The organism is Acidovorax sp. KNOB132, assembly GCF_057541515.1.
Window position 1 is genome coordinate 1 of sequence record NZ_BAAJYT010000026.1, and the last position, 20,450, is coordinate 20,450.

12 protein-coding genes, 4 tRNA genes and 1 pseudogene are annotated in these 20,450 nt (G+C 64.8%); 8 read left to right on the forward strand and 9 right to left on the reverse strand.

The annotated features are described in order from the left end of the window. Positions 1 to 199 precede the first annotated feature (199 nt). Complete coding sequence (locus AC27IO_RS06440; protein ID WP_498737969.1) at positions 200 to 2,284, forward strand: TonB-dependent receptor domain-containing protein; 2,085 nt, start codon at positions 200 to 202, stop codon at positions 2,282 to 2,284. A gap of 282 nt (positions 2,285 to 2,566) precedes the next feature. After that, a complete protein-coding gene (locus AC27IO_RS06445; RefSeq protein ID WP_487089627.1) occupies positions 2,567 to 3,727 on the forward strand; it encodes a DNA topoisomerase IB in 1,161 nt (386 codons plus the stop codon). Positions 3,728 to 3,768: 41 nt separating this feature from the next. On the opposite strand, the gene fumC is transcribed toward AC27IO_RS06445, so the two are convergent. Further along, positions 3,769 to 5,154: a class II fumarate hydratase gene (fumC, locus tag AC27IO_RS06450; protein ID WP_272564196.1), complete on the reverse strand. Its 1,386-nt coding sequence runs from the start codon at positions 5,152 to 5,154 to the stop codon at positions 3,769 to 3,771. A 187-nt stretch (positions 5,155 to 5,341) separates the two neighbouring features. On the opposite strand from fumC, the gene AC27IO_RS06455 reads away from it, so the two are divergent. From AC27IO_RS06455 to murI, 3 genes and pseudogenes are all read left to right on the forward strand, one after another. Continuing rightward, on the forward strand, positions 5,342 to 7,597 hold the full coding sequence (locus AC27IO_RS06455) for a putative bifunctional diguanylate cyclase/phosphodiesterase (protein ID WP_498737972.1): 2,256 nt from the start codon (positions 5,342 to 5,344) through the stop codon (positions 7,595 to 7,597). A 38-nt stretch (positions 7,598 to 7,635) separates the two neighbouring features. Further along, positions 7,636 to 9,190 (forward strand): annotated as a pseudogene (locus tag AC27IO_RS06460) (fumarate hydratase). Between the two features lie 130 nt (positions 9,191 to 9,320). Continuing rightward, on the forward strand, positions 9,321 to 10,262 hold the full coding sequence (gene murI, locus AC27IO_RS06465) for a glutamate racemase (RefSeq protein ID WP_498737974.1): 942 nt from the start codon (positions 9,321 to 9,323) through the stop codon (positions 10,260 to 10,262). Between the two features lie 46 nt (positions 10,263 to 10,308). Here the strand turns inward: murI and AC27IO_RS06470 are convergent, their stop codons facing one another. The 3 genes from AC27IO_RS06470 to AC27IO_RS06480 form a co-directional block, all read right to left on the reverse strand. Continuing rightward, positions 10,309 to 10,824 (reverse strand): M48 metallopeptidase family protein, encoded by a 516-nt coding sequence (locus tag AC27IO_RS06470; protein WP_498737976.1) that lies wholly within the window; start codon positions 10,822 to 10,824, stop codon positions 10,309 to 10,311. A gap of 67 nt (positions 10,825 to 10,891) precedes the next feature. After that, the gene (locus AC27IO_RS06475; protein WP_272564201.1) at positions 10,892 to 11,524 is read right to left on the reverse strand and encodes a DUF6806 family protein; all 633 of its coding nucleotides are present in this window, start codon (positions 11,522 to 11,524) and stop codon (positions 10,892 to 10,894) included. A gap of 13 nt (positions 11,525 to 11,537) precedes the next feature. Then, a tRNA-Leu gene (locus AC27IO_RS06480) sits at positions 11,538 to 11,629 on the reverse strand. A gap of 869 nt (positions 11,630 to 12,498) precedes the next feature. Here AC27IO_RS06480 and AC27IO_RS06485 point away from each other — a divergent pair. From AC27IO_RS06485 to AC27IO_RS06495, 3 genes are all read left to right on the forward strand, one after another. After that, positions 12,499 to 14,325, forward strand: coding sequence for a hybrid sensor histidine kinase/response regulator (locus tag AC27IO_RS06485; RefSeq protein ID WP_498737978.1), 1,827 nt, complete (start codon positions 12,499 to 12,501; stop codon positions 14,323 to 14,325). A gap of 81 nt (positions 14,326 to 14,406) precedes the next feature. Further along, positions 14,407 to 15,432, forward strand: a complete 1,026-nt coding sequence (locus AC27IO_RS06490) for an OmpA family protein (protein WP_498737980.1) — start codon at positions 14,407 to 14,409, stop codon at positions 15,430 to 15,432. Positions 15,433 to 15,758: 326 nt separating this feature from the next. Then, a complete protein-coding gene (locus AC27IO_RS06495) occupies positions 15,759 to 15,890 on the forward strand; it encodes a hypothetical protein (protein ID WP_317352087.1) in 132 nt (43 codons plus the stop codon). Positions 15,891 to 16,074: 184 nt separating this feature from the next. Here AC27IO_RS06495 and AC27IO_RS06500 read toward each other — a convergent pair. From AC27IO_RS06500 to clpX, 5 genes are all read right to left on the reverse strand, one after another. Then, positions 16,075 to 16,150 (reverse strand) — tRNA-Gly (locus tag AC27IO_RS06500). A 121-nt stretch (positions 16,151 to 16,271) separates the two neighbouring features. Continuing rightward, a tRNA-Cys gene (locus AC27IO_RS06505) sits at positions 16,272 to 16,345 on the reverse strand. Positions 16,346 to 16,399: 54 nt separating this feature from the next. Next, positions 16,400 to 16,475, reverse strand: a tRNA-Gly gene (locus AC27IO_RS06510). Positions 16,476 to 16,560: 85 nt separating this feature from the next. Further along, positions 16,561 to 18,984 carry an endopeptidase La gene (gene lon, locus AC27IO_RS06515; RefSeq protein ID WP_284428905.1) on the reverse strand — a complete coding sequence of 808 codons (2,424 nt, stop codon included), beginning with the start codon at positions 18,982 to 18,984 and terminating at the stop codon, positions 16,561 to 16,563. A gap of 139 nt (positions 18,985 to 19,123) precedes the next feature. After that, positions 19,124 to 20,389, reverse strand: a complete 1,266-nt coding sequence (clpX, locus tag AC27IO_RS06520) for an ATP-dependent Clp protease ATP-binding subunit ClpX (RefSeq protein WP_317352082.1) — start codon at positions 20,387 to 20,389, stop codon at positions 19,124 to 19,126. Positions 20,390 to 20,450 lie beyond the last annotated feature (61 nt).

Genomic DNA, 20,450 nt, shown 5'->3' on the forward strand with positions numbered 1-20,450 from the left:
CGATGGCCGATGGCCGATGGCACAGGATTTTGCTATTTTTTCAATAGCTTAAAACCCTTTCTAACACTGCGGCTTGCCGCTTTTTCAATACCTCCTTCCACCGTTCGGCGAAGCCCGAAATTTCTTCTGAAACCCACCAATTGGTCAAATAGTAAAAGCGAATCACTATCATTTGCAGTTTTTACAGGAAACTGCTTTCATGATCTTGCCGTCTTCGCTTCGCCCCCAGCCCCTGTCCCTCGCGATCGCCCTGGCGCTGAGCGCCGGTGCCCACGCCCAGACCGCCCCGCCGTCCGAATCGCAACCTGCGCAACCCGCGCAGGCCGCCCTGTCCACCGTGGTGGTCACGGCCTCGGGCACGGCCGTGGACATCAAAGAGGCGCCTGCCAGCATCAGCGTGATCACCCGCGAAGACATCGAGCGCAAGCCCGTCACCAGCCTCGGCGAGCTGCTGTCCACCATTCCCGGCGTGACCGGCGGGCTGTCGGGCACGGGCGCGCAGTCCAAGATCCGCCTGCGCGGCCTGCCCGAGAAATACACGCTCATCCTCGTGGACGGCAAGCGCCAGGGCAATTCGGCCGGCGTGAACTACCGCGACGACCTGGGCCAGCAGGACCTGGACTGGATCTCGCCCGAGATGATCGAGCGCATCGAGGTGGTGCGCGGCCCGATGTCGTCGCTGTACGGCTCGGACGCCATGGGCGGGGTGATCAACATCATCACCCGCAAGATCGGCCTGCGCTGGGGCGGCTCCGCCACGGTCAACTACTCCAAGCCCTCTGATTCGGAGCGCGGCGACACGCGGCAGACGGGCTTCACCGTCAGCGGCCCGGTGACCGACCGCATCGGCCTGCGCGTGTCGGGCAACTACACCGAGCGCGATGCCGATGAAGGCACGGGCGGGCATGCGGGCACCTACCTGTCCACGGCCGGCGCGCGCAACCAGGGACTGAACGCGCTGCTGAGCTGGCAGCTCACGCCCGACCAGTCGGTGTCGCTCGAGGCGGCCCAGGCCACGCAGCGCGCCACCGGCTCGGATGCGCGCACTGCCAGCGGCGGGCAGGTCGTCAGCCCCTGGGGCCTGAGCCGGCTGCGGCACACCTCGTTCGGCCTGGGGCACGACGGCCGCTGGGGCGACGTGCGCTCCAAGATCAACCTGTCGCGCCACGAGTACGAGGACCTGGGCGACACCATCGGCAACCACTCGCGCGAAACCACGCTGGACGGCCGCGTGGACATGCCGCTGAAGCTCCTGGGCTTCGACCAGATGCTGACCACCGGGCTGCAATGGAAGCAGGAAGAACTGGACAACCGCGACACCATCGGCCTCGCCCCCATCGACTACAGCGGGCGGCCGGTGTCGGGATCGTCCCTGTCGGCCACCACCTGGGCGCTGTTCGGCGAGGACCAGATCTTCCTGCGCGAGAACCTGGCGCTCACGCTCGGCCTGCGCATGGACCACCACGAAAAGTACGGCAACAACTGGAGCCCGCGCGCCTACTTCGTCTACCACCCGGCCTCGGCGTGGACGGTGCGTACCGGCGTGTCGCGCGGCTTCCGCGCGCCGGGCCTGAAAGAGAATTCGCCCAATGCCGCCACGCAGTCCGGCGGCAACGGCTGCCGCAGCCTGGCGGGCCTGGGCTGGACCAGCACCCGCGTGAATGCCGACGGAACGCGCGGCTGCTACATGGCCGGCAACCCCGACCTGCAGCCCGAGACCAGCACCAACTTCGAGCTGGGCACGGGCTACGAGCAGGGCGGCTGGGCCTTCGGCGCCACCTACTTCCACACCGACTTCAAGAACAAGATCGACTACCAGCCCCTGGGCCTGTACAACGGCTTTTGGTGGACGCGCATGGCCAACGCCCAGCGCGCCCGCACGCGCGGGCTGGAGGCCAACGCCACCGTGCCGCTGGCGCCGTCGATCGACTGGCGCACCAATGCCACGAAGATGTTCGAGTCCAAAAACCTCACCACCGGCGCCTCGCTGCTGTCCGTGCCGCGCCTGACCGTGTATTCGTCGCTGCAGTGGCGCGTCGCCCCGGCCTGGACCGCCGATGCCAGCGCCCGCTACGTGGGCAAGGAACTCGTCGTCACCGGCGCGGCCACCACCTTCGCCAAGGCCTACACCACCGTGGACCTGACCACCAGCTACCGGTTGAACGAAACCTTCACCCTGCGGGCCGGCATCCTCAACGTGGCGGACAAGCAGACGCGGGAACTGGGCAGCAACTATGACAACGGCGGGCGCACCTACTTCGTGGGGGCCACGGCGCGGTTCTGAGGCCCGGGCGACGCGTGCAGCGGCGCGGCAGCCACCGCGGCACCCGCCGCTGCACTCACCTCGGATGCTATATTTTTAATAGCGCAATGCCCTAGTGGATATTGCACTGCAGGCCATTTTTACCCATGGACCGCGGCGCGGGTGCCCACCGGACCGGCGCGGCACGGATGCACTCCCACCGGCGCAGCGGGTTGCCTCCTACAGCCGGCCCGCGCCGGCTGGGCTGAGATCGGGGGGACGCGCTTCGCGCCCCTTCTTGCCGCACCGCCTGCCGTCCCATCCATGCCACGCACCGCCACTGCTACCGCCCCTGCCGCCGCTTCGCCGGCCCGCCCGCCCGCCACCCGCCTGGCCCGCGGCCTGCGCTACGTCAACCCCGAGATGCCGGGCCTGAGCCGCGAGCGCAAGGGCGACGGCTTTCGCTACCGCCAGCCCGACGGCCAATGGCTGACTGACCCGGACGAGATCACCCGCATCCAGCGCCTGGCCATCCCACCCGCCTACACCGAGGTGTGGATCTGCCCGCTGCCCAACGGCCACCTGCAGGCCACGGGGCTGGATGCGCGCGGCCGGCGCCAGTACCGCTACCACGCCGACTGGCGCCTGCAGCGCGACGAGGCCAAGTTCGAACGCATGCAGGCCTTCGGCCGCGCCCTGCCCCGCATCCGCGCGCGGGTGGCGCGCGACCTGCGGGCCAAGTCGGGCCCCACCCTGTCCCGCGAGCGGGTGCTCGCCACGCTGGTGCGCCTGCTGGACACCACCTACCTGCGCGTGGGCAACGAGGAATACGCCAGCACCAACCGCTCCTACGGCCTGACCACCTTGCGCACCCGCCATGCGGCGCTGCGCGGCAACCAACTGCAGCTGCGGTTTCGCGGCAAGAGCGGCGTGCAGCAGGAGGCCACGCTCGACGACCCGCGCGTGGCCCGCGTCGTGCGCCGCTGCCAGCAGCTGCCGGGCCAGGAACTGTTCCAGTACGAGGGAGAGGACGGCGCGCTGCATGCCGTCGATTCGGGCGACGTGAACGACTACCTGCGCGAGATCACCGGCACGCAGGAGGGCGAGCACTTCACCGCCAAGGACTTCCGCACCTGGCACGGCACCGTGCAGGCGCTGGAGCTGACGCGGCTGGCCTGCTCGCCCCAGCCCGGCGCGCCCGCGGTGACGGCCAAGCACATCCTGATCGAAGTGGCGCGGCAGCTGGGCAACACGCCGGCCGTGTGCAAGAAGTCGTACGTGCACCCCTCGGTGCTGGCGCTGGGATCGCGGCTCACTTCCGACGCCGGGCCAGACATGCAGGTGCTGTGGGAGCGCATCGGCGGCACGAACACGCCGCGCGCGCTGCAGGCCGCCGAGCGCCGGCTGCTGGCGTTCCTGCGGCACCAGGACCGGCCGGTGCGCGCCCCGCGCGCGCGTAAGCGCGCGCGCAAGACTACGCACTGAGCCGGCGGGCGACGGGGCGCTGGCGCCTTTTCAGTGCCCGCTCAGCGGCCGACCATGTTCCCCGGAACGACCCATTGGTCGAACTGCTCGCCGGTGACGTGGCCCGAAGCCACGGCCGCCTCGCGCAGGCTGGTGCCTTCCTTGTGCGCCTTCTTGGCGATGAAGGCGGCCTTGTCGTAGCCGATGTGCGTGTTGAGCGCGGTCACCAGCATCAGCGAGCGGTCCACCAACTCGGTGATGCGGTCGCGGTTGGGCTCGATGCCCACGGCGCAGTGGTCGTTGAAGCTCACCATGCCATCGGCCAGCAGGCGCACGCTCTGCAGGAAGTTGTGGGCCACCATGGGGCGGAACACGTTCAGCTCGAAATTGCCCGAGGCACCGCCGAAGTTGATGGCCACGTCGTTGCCGAACACCTGGGCGGCCAGCATGGTCACCGCCTCGCTCTGCGTGGGGTTGACCTTGCCCGGCATGATGGACGAGCCGGGCTCGTTCTCGGGAATGCTCAGCTCGCCGATGCCGCTGCGCGGGCCGCTCGCCAGCCAGCGCACGTCGTTGGCGATCTTCATCAGGCTGGCGGCCAGGGTCTTGAGCGCGCCGTGCGCATGCACCAGCGCATCGACCGAGGCCAGGGCCTCGAACTTGTTGGGCGCCGTGACGAACGGCAGCCCGGTCAGGCGCGCCAGCTCGGCGGCGGCCTGCTCGGCGTAGCCCTTGGGGGCGTTCAGGCCGGTGCCCACGGCGGTGCCGCCCAGGGCCAGTTCGCACAGGTGCGGCAGCGCGGCGCGCACGTGGCGCTCGCCGTGATCGAGCTGCGCCACGTAGCCCGAGAACTCCTGGCCCAGCGTGAGCGGGGTGGCGTCCTGCAGGTGGGTGCGGCCGATCTTCACGATGCCGTCGAAGTCCTCGGCCTTTTGCGCCAGCGTGGCGCGCAGCTTGGCCAGGGCGGGCAGCAGCCGGTGCGTGAGCGCCTCCACCGCCGCCACGTGCATGGCGGTGGGGAACACGTCGTTGCTCGACTGGCTGCGGTTCACATCGTCGTTGGGGTGCACCAGGCGGGCCTCGCCGCGCTCGCCGCCCAGGATCTCGCTGGCGCGGTTGGCCAGCACCTCGTTGACGTTCATGTTGGTCTGCGTGCCCGAGCCCGTCTGCCAGACCACGAGCGGGAACTCGCCCGGATGCCGGCCGGCGATCACCTCGTCGGCCGCGGCCACGATGGCGTCGGTCTTCTTCGCGTCCTGCAGGCCCAGCGCCTGGTTGACCACGGCCGAGGCGCGCTTGACCTGCGCCAGGGCCCGGATGATCTCGCGCGGCTGCTGCTCGCCGGAGATGTCGAAGTTCTGCAGCGATCGCTGCGTCTGCGCGCCCCAGAGCTGATGGGCCGGCACCTCGATGGGGCCGAAGGTGTCGCGTTCGATGCGGGAGGTCATGTCTGGCGGGTCCGGTGGTGAAGAAACGAAGGGCGCACAAGGGTGCGTATCGTCCAAAAGCATAACGCGAAACAAAACCATTCTCATCGGTGGGGACCGCGTGGCGCAGAGACCCTCCCGGCCCCCGGGAGAGCCTGCGGTGGATACACTTGGACACCTTTGGCGCCCCGCTGCCGCCGCACCTTCCATGCCCTCCCCGCTCGCCCCACCGCTGACCGGCTTCCTGCCGTCGCACCACGATCCGCTGGTGGTCGCAGCGTCGTTCGCCGTGGCGGTGCTGGCCTCGTACGTCACGCTCAACCTGGCACGCCGCGTGCGCACCTCCCACAGCCGCATCGGACTGGCCTGGTGGGCCGCGGGTTCGCTGGTGATGGGCACGGGCATCTGGTCCATGCATTTCCTGGGCATGCTGGCGTTCGAGCTGCCCATCGCCCTGGGCTTCACCCCCGCGATCACCGCCCTGTCCTGGCTGGCCGCCGTGGCGGCATCGGCCGTCGCGCTGGGCCTGGCCAGCATGGAGCGCGTGCGGCATCGGCACCTGGCCGTCGGGGCGCTCGCCATGGGCGCGGGCATCAGCGCGATGCACTACATCGGCATGCGCGCCATGCACCTGTCCATCGGCATCGTGTGGAACGGCTTCTATGTCGCCTTGTCGGTGGCCGTGGCGGTGCTGGCCTCGGCCACGGCACTCTACCTGTTCCAGGCCCTGCGGGGCATGCATGGCCACCGGCGCAGGATGTTCCAGGCCGCGGCATCGCTGGTGATGGCGCTGGCCATCTGCGGCATGCACTACATCGGCATGGCCGCCGCCCAGTTCCCGCAGGGCACCGTGTGCCTGAGCGCCGATTCGCTGGGCGGCTCGGGGCTGGCCGCCATGGTGGCGATCTTCACGCTGCTGCTGATGCTCAGCACGCTGTTCATCTCCATCCTCGATGCGCGGCTGCAGAACGTCGCGCGCCGGCTCACCCAATCGCTCCAGGACAGCAACGCCAAGCTGCAGCAGGCCAATGCCGAGCTGCAAAAGCGCGCGTTCGCCGATGCACTCACCGGCCTGCCCAACCGCCTGCTGTTCGAAGACCGCCTCGCCCATGCGCTGCTGCGCCTGGAGCGCACCAACCACCACCGCGTGCTGGACCGCCTGGCCGTGCTGTTCGTGGACCTGGACGGCTTCAAGCCCATCAACGACTCCTTCGGCCATGCCGCAGGCGACGCCATCCTGTCGGAAGCCGCCCAGCGCCTGCGCGCCGAAGCGCGCGAAAGCGACACGGTGGCCCGCGTGGGCGGCGACGAATTCCTGCTGCTGCTGGAAGACGTGGGCAACACGGCCGACTGCATTGTGGTGGCCAACCGCATCCTGGCAGCGCTCGCCCTGCCCTTCCATGTGGCGGGCCGGCAGGTGCAGATCGGCTGCTCCATCGGCGTGGTGCTGCACCCCGACCACGGCGACCGCGACAAGCTGGTCGCCAATGCCGATGCCGCCATGTATGCCGCCAAGCGCGCGGGCGGCAACGGCTACGCCATGTTCGAACCCCACATGGGCTCCGACGCGTCCGACCAGCTGGAGCTGCAGAACGACCTGCGCCACGCCCTGTCGCGCGGCGAGCTCGCCCTGCACTACCAGCCCAAGATCGACGGCAAGCGCGGCCGCATCAACGGCGTGGAAGCCCTGCTGCGCTGGCACCACCCGAAGCGCGGCATGGTGAGCCCGCTGGTGTTCATCGGCCTGGCCGAGCGCTTCGGACTGATCGGCCAGCTGGGCGCCTGGGTCATCGAAGAGGCGTGCCGGCAGATGGCCGACTGGGCGCGCAGCGGCCTGCGCATGCGAGTGGCGATCAACCTGTCGGTGCACCAGCTGCGCGAAAGCGGGCTGGCCGAGCGCATCGAGCACGCCCTGCAGTTCCATGGCCTGGATTCCTCGCAACTGCTGTGCGAGATCACCGAATCGGTGGCCATGGAAGACACCAAGGCCACGCAGCGCACCTTCGAAGGCCTGGCGCGCATCGGCGTGTTCCTGTCCATCGACGACTTCGGCACCGGCTATTCGAGCCTGAACTACCTGCGCCAGCTGCCGGCCCAGCAGCTCAAGATCGACCGCAGCTTCGTGAACGACCTTGAACATGAAGAAGACGCCCGCGCCGTGGTCGATGCCGTGGTGCGGCTGGCCCACGCCCTGGGCCTGCGCGTGGTGGCCGAGGGCGTGGAAACCAGCGGCCAGCGCGACATCCTGCTGGCCATGCGTTGCGACGAGCTGCAGGGCTTTTTCTACGCCCGCCCCATGCCGGCGGACGTGCTGCTGGCCTGGGCCCAGGGCGACAAGCCGGAAGGCTCGGCGGATTTCGCGCCCTCCGTGATCGGCGGGCTCGAGGCGCTCGAAAGCCTGCCGTTCGACGCCGCCCCCCCGCGGCTGACCGCCGCCAGCGCCGTCCGGAGCGGGCGGCGATAATTGCGCGGTTCGTTCTTTCCCCAAAAACACACCCCACCATGACCACGACCATCCGGTACCACGACCTCGTGGAGTCCGTTGCTGCGTCCCTGCAGTACATCAGCTACTACCACCCCGCCGACTTCATCGCCCACCTGGCGCGCGCCTACGAGCGCGAGCAGAGCCCGGCGGCCAAGGATGCGATGGCGCAGATCCTCACCAACAGCAAGATGAGCGCCACCGGCCAGCGCCCCATCTGCCAGGACACCGGCATCGTCAACGTGTTCCTGAAGATCGGCATGGACGTGCGCTGGGAAGGCTTTCCCGGCGGCCTGGAAGACGCCATCAACGAAGGCGTGCGCCGCGGCTACAACCACCCCGACAACACGCTGCGCGCCAGCGTCGTGGCCGACCCGCAGTTCGCCCGCAAGAACACCAAGGACAACACGCCCGCGGTGATCTTCACGCAGATCGTGCCGGGCGACACCGTGGACATCACCGTCGCGGCCAAGGGCGGCGGCAGCGAGAACAAGTCCAAGATGGTCATGATGAACCCCAGCGACAACCTGGTGGACTGGGTGCTCAAGACCGTGCCCACGATGGGCGCCGGCTGGTGCCCGCCCGGCATGCTGGGCATCGGCATCGGCGGCACGGCGGAAAAAGCCGTGCTGCTGGCCAAGGAAAGCCTGATGGACGACCTGAACATGTACGAGCTGCAGGCCAAGGCCGCGCGCGGCGAAAAAGCTCGACCAGGTCGAGGAACTGCGCCTGGAGCTGTACGAGAAGGTCAACGCCCTGGGCATCGGTGCGCAGGGCCTGGGCGGCCTGAGCACCGTGCTGGACATCAAGGTCAAGATGTACCCCACGCACGCGGCCTCCAAGCCCGTGGCGATGATCCCCAACTGCGCCGCCACGCGCCACGCGCACTTCGTGCTGGACGGCTCCGGCCCCGCCTATCTGGAGGCGCCTTCGCTCGACCTGTGGCCCAAGATCGACTGGGCGCCCGACTACAACAAGAGCCGCCGCGTCAACCTGGACACCCTCACCAAGGAAGAAGTGGCGAGCTGGAAGCCGGGCGACACGCTGCTGCTCAACGGCAAGATGCTCACCGGCCGCGATGCCGCGCACAAGCGCATCCAGGACATGCTGGCCAAGGGCGAGAAGCTGCCCGTGGATTTCACCAACCGCGTCATCTACTACGTGGGCCCCGTGGACCCGGTCAAGGACGAGGCCGTGGGCCCCGCCGGCCCGACCACCGCCACGCGCATGGACAAGTTCACCGAGATGATGCTGGCCGAAACGGGCCTGATCTCGATGATCGGCAAGTCCGAGCGCGGCCCGGTCGCCATCGAAGCCATCAAGAAGCACCAGAGCGCCTACCTGATGGCCGTGGGCGGCGCCGCCTACCTGGTCAGCAAGGCCATCAAGGAAGCCAAGGTCGTCGGCTTTGCCGATCTGGGCATGGAAGCCATCTACGAGTTCACCGTGGTGGACATGCCCGTGACCGTGGCCGTGGACGCCGGCGGCACCAGCGCCCACATCACCGGCCCGGCCGAATGGCAAAAGCGCATCGCCACGGGCGAGTTCAAGTCCATTGACCTCGTCGCCGCTTGAACGCCCTCTCCGGCCATGGCGGCGGCTCCAGGCGTGGCCTGGTGGCGGCCCCGCCCCGCGGGTCGGCCCGGCAGCCGCTGGGGCCGCCGGAGTTGTCTGATTTTTCCGTTCACATCGCACCAAGGCACGCATGACGCCCACCTCGCAGCAACGCCCCATCGGTGTGTTCGACAGCGGCATCGGCGGCCTGAGCGTGCTGCGCGCGCTACAGGCCGAACTGCCGCACGAGCGCTTCGTCTACCTGGCGGACAGTGGTCACGCGCCCTACGGCGAGCGGGGCGACGCCTATGTCGCCGCGCGCACCCACGCCATCACCCGCTACCTGCAGGCGGTGCACGGCATCAAGGCCCTGGTGGTCGCCTGCAACACGGCCACCGCCGCCGCCATCCACGAGGTCCGGACCCAATGCCCGGACCTGCCCCTCGTCGGCCTGGAGCCGGCCATCAAGCCCGCGGTGGCGCTCAGCCAGACCGGGCGCATCGGCGTCATCGGCACACGGGGCACGCTCACCAGCGGCAAGTTCGCGTTGCTGCTGGGGTCGCTGCAATCGCAGGCCGAATTCGTGGTGCAGCCCTGCGATGGGCTGGCCTACGCCATCGAACGCAGCACTGAACATGCGGTGCCTGATGCCGCCGAATCCTCCGAGGTGCGCGAACTGTGCACGCGCTACATCGCCGCCATGGGCACGTTCGGCACCGCGGCAGGCCACATCGACACCCTGGTGCTGGGCTGCACCCACTATGTGTTCGCCGAAGAAGAATTGCGCGCCCTCATCGGCCCGGCGGTGCGCCTGGTGGACACCGGCGAGCCGGTCGCCAGGCAAACCCGCCGCCTGCTGCAGGCCACCGGCCTCCTGGCGGACCCGGGCGACGAAATCCCCGCAGCATGCGACCGCATGCAACTGATCACCACGGGCTCGCTGCTGCCCCTGCAGGCCGCAGCACAGCGCTGGCTGCAGCTACCGGCGCGGTGCTGCAGCACGGCCACTGTGCCGGCGGACGGCGCAGGTGCAGGTGCAGGTGCAGGTGCAGGTGCAATGGTTCATGAAGCCAATCGGGCTCCGGCGCAATAAAGTTCCCGGCGTCTAGCTACAAAAACAATAGCAGACGCAACGGCCATCAGACGCCCCAGAGGCGTTCCCCCGCATGCTCGATGTGGGTCAGATACAACCGCGTATCGAACTCATACTGGTGGTAGCGGGGCTCCATGTGCTCGCACAACTGGTAGAAGGCCTTGTCGTGATCCTTCTCGCGCAGGTGGGCCAACTCGTGCACGACGATCATGCGCAGAAACTCTTCCGGTGCCTGCTTGAACATGGAGGCGATGCGGATCTCGTGCCGCGCCGTCAGGCGCCCGCCCTGCACGCGCGCCGACGAGGTGTGCAACCCCAACGCGTGCCGCACCACATGGATCTTGCTGTCGAACACCACTTTCTGCACCGTATCGGCCTTGCGCAGATGCTGCGCCTTCAGGTCGGCGGCGTATTGGTACAGCGCCTTGTCGGTGCGCACGGCATGCGCCTGGGGATAGCGCTGCTGCAGCAGGGCCGCCAGGCCCCCTTCGGCGATGAGCGTGCGCACCTGATCCTGCAAGGCATCCGGGTACGCACGAAGGTAAGGCAGTTCGATCGCCATCGGTCCCGACCCGCTGGCCGCCTCTGGATGAGAGGCCATTGGATCGTTCGGAAAAACGGGTGTGTTCTCAGTGCAGATGGCGGGGACGGCGCCCGCCACTGCCGCCATGGCCACCACCGGAACCGCCGCTGCCGCGTGGCGGCTTGCCGATCTCCAGCGAGTTCACCAGGGCATCGAAACGCTGCGAGAACAGCTTGTCGATCTCGGCCACCACGCCGCCCAGCTCGGCGCCATCGAAGTGGCGCTCCATCATGTTCACGACATCCTGCACGAGCAGATCGCGCTGCACCTGCATGATGGCGGCGGGGGTTGGTCCCACGAACAGCATGAGGAAGTCGTCACGCGCTTCGGTGCCGTCATCCTCTTCGTCCTCGTCGAAGTCGGTGTCATAGAACGTGACCTCGATGGCCGCGCCCTGCTCCGACAACTCGTTGAGGCTCATGCACATCTCGTCGAGCGACTGGCGGAAGTCCTCGTCACCGCGCACCGTCCAGCAGATCTGCAGGGTGTGCTCCTTGGCGTCGAACTGGATGCCGGGCTCTTCCTCATAGGCGCTCGCCGCACCATCGGCCAAGGAACGGGCCCCGGCGTACTTCCAGAGCGGCTTCAAGGCCTCTTGCAACTGGTCGAACCCCGTATCGGCCCGCAACTGCACCTGGCCGTGGACATGGATTTCAAAGGGAGCGTTGTAACTTGACATGATCGAATCGTAGTGGTGCCCCGAGCCGGGGTCGAACCGGCACGCCCCTTTTCAGGAAGCGGCGGATTTTAAGTCCGCAGTGTCTACCAATTTCACCATCGGGGCGCCGGCTGCGCGGTGCGCACCTTGCATTCAAGCGTAACCCGGGCCACGCAGGTGCGCAACGCTGCCAATGCGGATCGGCCAATCCAAAGAGCAACCGACTCGCGCAATAAAAAAAGGGAAGCCGAAGCTTCCCTTGCAAAACGGAGCGGGAAACGAATGCTCGCTTCCGACTCAACTTCTTGATCCACAAGAGGTTTTTCGGACACCCCTCGGGCAGAAAACCTGCATTATGTACTACTTTTTTTGGGCTTGGCCAAACCCGGCTCAGCGCACGAGCTGTAACGCCCGTGCGCCCTACCCCACCATGGAGGGATAGGCAATCCGCAATCGACGTGTTCCAGTGCTGCTTTCCAAAAACCTTCGCTCTTCCAAAGCCAAAGGGATGCTATGCGATACGCACCATCGAACAGCCCGTTTGCCACTGCCTTGCTCTTGATGGGCTTCATGGCTGCCTGTGCGTCACCGGTTTGGGCAGACGGCCGAGCCCGGATCCGGCATGTGGAGTTTCGACGGGTGAGCAACTTGCACGGTGGCCCAGTGCCGCTGACATCTGTGTGCGCCCCGACATCGCGAAGCCCGGCTTGCAGCGGCCATGCAGCAGCGCGGAGGTGAGCACGTTGGCGCCCTGCAGGTTCGATTGATTCGCAGCCGCAAGCCGTGCGCGACACGTAGCGTGCATTCCGGCTGACGCCGCGCCGAGGTCAGAGTTCGCGGCTCACCGAGCGGAGATCGGGGTATGCGAAGCGGCGACCAACGACTAGCCGCCTTGCCCCACGCTCGGCTGACAGAGTCCTGCCCCCGAAAACTCCAGCCCCTCCCTCGCCTTTCCGCCTTACCCCATCTCCCATCTCCCATCCCCCATCCCGCAGATGCCGATCACACCCGACAGCCGCTATCCCGACGCATGGAACGCCGAGCCCGCGGCGGATGCCCAAACGTCCAACGCCGCGCTCGACCTGGCGGTACGGCGGCGGCTGCTCCAATCGTTTGCATCGCGGGGCGGCGCCTCGGAGATTCCGGCGCTCGTCATCCCGGGGGTGCTGACGTGGCTGCATGCGCGCAGCGGAGCGCCATCCGGGCCCATGCTCTGGTGGTGGGGTGCATTCCTCGCCTTTGCGAGCCTGCTGTGGATCATGCAGTGGCGCTTTCGCCAAGACGCCACTCGGCCCGATGTCGAGGTGGTGCCTCGCTGGGAGCGCACTTTCCAGGTGCTGGCGGTGGCAGATGGTGTGCTCTGGGTCGTGCCCATCGCGCTCACGCAGGGGGCGGCCCAGGATTTCCGGCTTTTGGTATACCTCGTCATGTGCGCGGTCATCGCCTCGGGCACCACCTTTCTAGCGCCGCAGCCGCGCGTGTTCTTTCCGTTCTTCGTGGCCACCTATGGGCCGATCCTGGCCGCCGTGACGTGGTATTTCCCCGAGCGCTGGCAGGCCATGCTCGCGCTGGTGGTCCTCTTCGGCGGCGTGATCTTGCGGCATGCCTGGGGGTCGCGCCGATTCGTCGTGCAACAGGTGGAAATGGAGCGCCAGCGATTGCAACTCGCAGAACGCTACCGCGAGGCCAAGGAAGAGGCAGAGCGCGCGCTGGAGGAAAAGAACCGATTTTTTGCCACGGCCAGCCACGACCTGCGCCAGCCACTGCACGCCATGGGCCTGCTGATGGAGACGGCGATTCAGCGCAATACCGATACGCAACTCGTACCGGTACTGAATGGCATCCAGGACTGCGCTCGTTCGCTTGCTTTCATGTTCGACGCGCTGCTCGACCTGTCGCGCCTGGAGTCGGGCACCTACGAAGTGCGGCGGGAGCCCGTCCCTCTGGCCACTGTGTTCGGCGACGTGGCGACGGTGTTCGGTCCAGATGCGCAGCAGCGTGGACTGCGGCTGCGGGTGAGCCTGCCGCGCCGGCGCATGCCCATCGTGCACACCGACGGCACGCTGCTGCGGCAGATGGTCTTCAATCTCGTGCAGAACGCGTTGCGCTACACCTGCAGAGGCGGCGTGCTGGTCGGCGTTCGCTCTCGCGGCGGGCAATGGCGCATCGAGGTTCGTGACACAGGCCCTGGCGTGCCGCTGGAGGACCAGCATCGCCTTTATGCCCCGTTCTATCGCGGGACCGCACGCTGGACACAGGAGGTGGCCGGCCACGGCCTAGGGCTCTCGGTGGTGGCGCGCTCGGCCCGGCTGATCGGTGCGGACCATGGTTTCCAGTCGACCGAGGGCCGGGGTTCTTGTTTTTGGGTGTCACTCGACGCGGCGCTGGATCACCGGCTCCAGGATGCCGAACCGCTGGGCGGCGTGTCATGGCAGGAGCGACTGGACTCGTTGTCGGGGCGCTGCCTGCTGGTCGAAGACGACCCCCAGGTGGCGCCCGCAGTGGCAGCGCTACTGCGCTCGTGGGGACTGGAGGTCAATGTGGCAATCACCGCGCAGCAGGCGCTGGAGATCGTGGACGCCGGCCCCGCGCCCGGTGCGATCCTGTGCGACCAACGCCTCGCCGGAGGTCAGAGTGGCTTCGCGCTGCTGCAGGAGTTGCTGCAGCGGTGCCCCGCAGCGCGTGGCGCGCTCGTGAGCGGAGAGTACCGGTCGGCCGCGCTCGCCCAGGCGGAGGAAGAAGGCTACCTCGTTTTCCGCAAGCCTCTCGCCCCCGCGCAGTTGCATGCGGTACTGACACGATGGTTTGGAGCCTCCGCATGACGTTTGGCACGGTAGTTTCGCAACGAGACCGGCCCGGCTCGCACCTAAATCCTTTTATGTCCCTTGCTAAGGAGTATCTCTGTGCAAAAAGCAGTAACCGCGATGTGGATTATGGCCATCTCAATAGGCCTTGGTGCATGTAAGAAGCAGGACCAGACGTTGCAAAGCCATTCAGCTTCGCCAGCGGTGACCGTTGCGAGTGCCCCAAGTCCGGACGTTGCACAGAAAGCGGCCGGCCATGCCTTCAAACCATCCAGCCTTCCAGTATCGACCGTACCGCTGGGTGCTTTCCCTTATATCGCGCTTCCAAGCGGATATGTCACCGGAAGTGCGCCGGACATGGCCGATTTCGACCAAGTGCCATTTTGGACAGGCGATCGCCTGGAACCGGTAGAAGGCAGGGTCTGGTCGGCGCACATCAGCGCGGCCGAAGGCAAAACGTTCTCGGACCTGGAACTTCAGCGAAACATCGAATCGGTGGTCTCCGCACTGGGCGGCAAAAAGATCTTTGATGGCAAACTCCCCGAAGAAGTTGGACAGAAAATCAAAGAGTGGCCACGCGATATCGCGCTCAAGTACAACAGTGGTTTGGGTGACGTGTGGAACAATCCTGCACAGGTATTCGTTGGCCACCGGGCTGATCGCGACATTTGGATCCACTTGTGCAGCTACCAATTTGGCGGCGGACTTCTTATCGCCGAGACCAAGCCGTTGGAAGTGACCGCCCGTTTGTTGCCTGCCAGCGAACTGAAGTCGCAGATCGACAAAACTGGCAAAGTGACATTGCATGTCAACTTTGACTCAGACAAAACCGAAATCCTTCCTGACTCGCTGCCACAGATTGCGCAGGTCGTGCAATTACTCAAGCAAGATGCATCGCTGAAGTTGGCCGTTAACGGCTATACCGACAGCACTGGTGACCCAGCCCCAAACAAGACGCTGTCGGATGGCCGAGCCAAGGCCGTAGTTGCAGCAATTACCGCAAGGGGTATCGACACGGCCAGATTGTCATCGGCTGGTTTTGGCAGCGCTGATCCGGTGGCAGACAATGCCACCGAGAATGGCAAGTCGCAGAACCGCCGGGTAGAGTTAGTGAGACAGCAATGAGCCTGACAAGCGCCAACTACTCTGCAGAGCAATCACGTTCGCACAATCGCCAATCGAAATGGGCAGTTTCTTAGGCCGTGGGTATCCCTTTCGAGTTGCCTGTAATCCCATCGTTGCCAGTCTTAAGGCTCCGTACTTGGAGTACCACCTGGACCGGAACGCCTCACACGTTTGAGTGGCAAACGCTTTTTCATCACTGCACAGAAACTGGGAGCTGAGTCGCGCCGCTGGCAAATAGTTGCAGCCAGAGTTGACCCGCAAACTCCTGCCTGTCAGAGGCTGCTTTTGGGTACAGGCCAATGGCAAGGTAAAGCCTTGGCTAAACCATGAAGACCGAAAACATCACTTTTCACCGTTGCCCCCACCACGAGCAACAAACTGACTCCCGCCAGGGAACAGTACTTTTGCCATCGTTCCTGATTGCACTGCAGAGCCGCCTGGGGAACGCCATCGCCTGATTGAGTAGCAGAGGGAACAGTCGAAACCTGAGCACTAAGACACCCAACGTTCCAGTACTGTTTTAAGTACTGAAAAAGTGACTGAGGGGTTGGATTTTCAGCAGAAGTGCTGGGTGCTCCACAGAAAAGAACACCGTCAAACGAATACGCCCTGGACTTCACTTAAAGTCCAGGGCGTAAAAATTGGAGCGGGAAAAGAGTCTCGAACTCTCGACCTCAACCTTGGCAAGGTTGCGCTCTACCAACTGAGCTATTCCCGCATGCTGCCAAATTGATTTCAACCAACCTAGCAAGACTCAAATTATAGCACCACTTTAACCACTCAACCAGAACAAATGAATGTTCTTGCTCAGCGAATCAAATCACATTCGCGATCAGTGCTGGAGGCGCGGGCCGGAGTCGAACCGACCTACACGGATTTGCAATCCGGTGCATAACCGCTTTGCTACCGCGCCAAACCTGCTTCCCTTGGCAAAAAGGGGAAGCTGTGCCTCCCCTTTTTTGGAAATTGGAGCGGGAAAAGAGTCTCGAACTCTCGACCTCAACCTTGGCAAGGTTGCGCTCTACCAACTGAGCTATTCCCGCATTTACCGAAGCCTCACATTGTACAACGTTTGCATCGATGGGATGAATTGTAGCGCAATTTTTGGAGGCTTTCGACAAATTTCCATCAATGCTTCACAGAGCCTGCAGTGGTAGAGGTTTTTTCCTCTGGTGCAGGCACTGCCGCAGCGATTTCCTCATCGGTGAGCGCGATCGGTTTGCGCTCGAGCGCCACTTCCAGCACCTTGTCGATCCACTTCACCGGCACGATTTCCAGCCCGCTCTTCACGTTCTCGGGAATCTCCTGCAGGTCCTTGACGTTCTCTTCGGGGATCAAGACGGTCTTGATGCCACCACGCAGTGCCGCCAACAACTTTTCCTTCAGCCCACCGATCGCCGTCACCTCGCCTCGCAAGGTGATTTCTCCGGTCATCGCCACATCGCCCCGCACAGGGATCCCGGTCAGCGCCGAAACGAAAGCGGTCGTCATGGCCGCGCCGGCGCTGGGTCCATCCTTGGGCGTTGCACCATCAGGCACGTGGATGTGGATGTCGCGCTTTTCAAAGGTCTCGTCCTTGATGCCAAGCATGCGAGAGCGGCTACGCACCACGGTTCGTGCCGCTTCCACCGATTCCTTCATGACATCGCCCAGCGAACCGGTGCGCGTGATCACGCCTTTGCCGGGCATGGTGGCCGCTTCGATGGTGAGCAGATCGCCCCCCACTTCGGTCCATGCCAAGCCGACCACCTGCCCCACCTGGTTCTGCTGCTCCGCACGGCCATAGGTGTACTTGCGCACGCCAAGATAGTCGGGGAGGTTGTCCTCAGTCACCACGACTTGCGGCGTCAGTTGCTTGAGCTGCAACCCCTTGACCACCTTGCGGCAGATCTTGGACAACTCACGCTCCAGCGAACGCACCCCTGCTTCGCGCGTGTAGTAGCGAACCACGTCCCGCACCGCCGACTCGGTGACTTGCAGTTCCTCATCTTTGACGCCGTTGTTGCCCATCTGCTTGGGCAGCAGGTACTTCATAGCGATGTTGGTTTTCTCGTCTTCGGTGTAGCCCGACAGGCGGATCACTTCCATCCGGTCCAGCAGCGCCGGCGGGATGTTCATCGAATTGGAGGTGGCGACGAACATCACGTCGCTCAAATCGAAATCGACTTCGACGTAGTGGTCGCCGAACTTGTGGTTCTGCTCGGGATCGAGCACTTCCAGCAGGGCGCTCGAAGGGTCGCCCCGGAAATCCGTACCCAACTTGTCGATTTCGTCCAGCAGGAACAGCGGGTTGCGCGTACCGACCTTGTTCAGGCTCTGCAGAACCTTGCCCGGCATGGCGCCGATGTAGGTCCGGCGGTGACCGCGGATCTCCGCTTCGTCACGCATCCCGCCCAACGCCATGCGCACGTATTTACGCCCGGTGGCCTTGGCAATCGACTGCCCGAGCGAGGTCTTGCCAACGCCAGGGGGCCCCACCAGGCACAGAATAGGGGCCTTGACCTTGTCCACGCGCTGCTGGACCGCGAGGTATTCCAGGATGCGGTCCTTGACCTTGTCGAGGCCGTAGTGGTCTTCATTGAGCACGCCCTCGGCATTGGCAAGGTCGTGCTTGATCTTGGTCTTTTTGCTCCAGGGCAACCCGGTGAGCACTTCGATGTAGTTGCGCACCACCGTGGCTTCGGCGGACATGGGCGACATGAGCTTGAGCTTTTTAAGCTCGCTGTCCGCCTTCTTGCGCGCATCAGCGGGCATCTTTGCAAGCTTGATCTTCTTTTCGATCTCCTCGATGTCTGCGCCTTCCTCGCCTTCGCCCAGCTCCTTCTGAATGGCCTTGACCTGCTCGTTCAAGTAGAAGTCGCGCTGGTTCTTCTCCATCTGGCGCTTCACGCGGCCACGGATCTTCTTGTCGACATTGAGGATGTCTACTTCGCGATCCAGCTGCTCGAAGAGGTTTTCGAGGCGCAGCTTCACATCCGACAGGTCGAGCACAACCTGCTTGTTTTCCAGCTTGAGCGGCAGGTGGGCGGCAATGGTGTCCGCCAAACGCCCTGGATCGTCGATGGCGGAGATCGAGGTGAGGATTTCCGGAGGAATCTTCTTGTTCAGCTTGACGTACTGGTCGAACTGCTGCATCACCGCGCGGCGCAGGGCCTCGATCTCGCTGGGTTTGGTCTCGCCCTCCTGCGCTTCCACAGGCGCCACGGTCGCGGTGAAATGCGTTTCGTTGTCCTGGATGGCGGAAACGAGCGCTCGCTGCTGCCCTTCGACCAACACCTTGACGGTGCCATCGGGCAATTTCAGCATCTGCAGGATCGTGGAAACGCAACCAACGTCGAACATGTCCGAGACGAGCGGCTCGTCCTTGGCGGCGGTTTTCTGGGCGACCAGCATGATCCGCCGGTCGGCGTCCATGGCCAATTCCAACGCCTTGATGCTCTTGGGGCGTCCCACGAACAGTGGGATCACCATGTGGGGGAAGACCACAACGTCGCGCAACGGCAGCAACGGCAGGTCGATGGGGGTGGCAGGCAGTGGGGTGTGTCCGGACATGGAAATCCTCATGAAGCTGCTTGGAATATGGTCCAACAGCGAGATTTTTCAACCCACCAAGATCACCGGTGAAGCGAAGGCGATGGGTTGCAGGCGAAGAGGACTGCAGGCGGCTGCTGCGTTACCGGCGGGCCGCGCCTCAGGCTTTCTTGGCGGCCTCTCGGTACACGAGCAGGGGCGCCTTGTTTTCCTCGATGGTGGACTCGTCCACCACCACTTTTTCCACATTGGTGGCATTGGGAAGGTCGAACATGGTGCTGATCAGCGATTGCTCCAGTATCGATCGCAAGCCACGGGCGCCGGTCTTGCGGGCGAGCGCCTTACGGGCAATGGCCTTGAGCGCCGCAGGGCGAATCTCCAGATCCACGCCCTCCATGGACAGCAGCTTGTTGTACTGCTTGACCAGTGCGTTCTTGGGCTCCGTCAGGATCTGGACCAGCGCATCTTCGCTGAGTTCGGCCAAGGCCGTCACGACGGGCATGCGGCCCACCAGTTCGGGAATGAGGCCGAATTTGATCAGATCTTCCGGCTCGATCTCGGTGAACACCTCGGTCAGGGACCGTTGCTTCTTGCTCTTGACCGACGCGCCAAAACCGATGCCCGAGGCCTCCGTGCGGTTCTCGATCACCTTCTCCAGGCCCGCGAACGCGCCGCCGCAGATGAACAGGATGTTCGTCGTGTCGATCTGCAGGAAGTCCTGGTTGGGATGCTTGCGGCCACCCTGCGGGGGCACGCTGGCCATGGTGCCTTCGATGAGCTTGAGCAGCGCCTGCTGAACCCCTTCGCCCGACACGTCGCGCGTGATGGAAGGGTTGTCCGACTTGCGGGAAATCTTGTCGATCTCGTCGATGTAGACGATGCCGCGCTGGGCCCGTTCCACCTCGTAGTTGCAGCTTTGCAGGAGCTTTTGCACGATGTTCTCGACGTCTTCACCCACGTAGCCGGCTTCGGTCAGGGTGGTGGCGTCCGCCATCACGAAAGGCACGTCCAGCATGCGGGCCAGCGTCTGGGCCAGCAGTGTCTTGCCCGAGCCGGTGGGGCCGATCAGCAGGATGTTGCTCTTGGACAGCTCCACATCGTCCTTGCCGGCCTTGTCCTTGTGGCGCAACCGCTTGTAGTGGTTGTACACGGCCACGGCCAGCGTGCGCTTGGCGAAGTCCTGGCCGATGACGTAGCTGTCCAGGTTCGCCTTGATCTCCGCGGGGGTGGGAAGGTCGCCACGCGATTCGCGCGTGCCGTCGGCTGCGGGAAGCTCGTCGCGAATGATTTCATTGCACAGGTCGATGCACTCGTCGCAGATAAAAACCGACGGACCGGCGATCAGCTTCTTTACCTCGTGCTGGCTTTTGCCGCAGAAGGAGCAGTAAAGGGTTTTTTCGCTGGAAGAGCCTTTTTTCTCGGCCATGGGGGCAATGCCTCGTGTTGCGGAACGTTGTCGGGATGATAACGAAATAAAAAACGGCGTC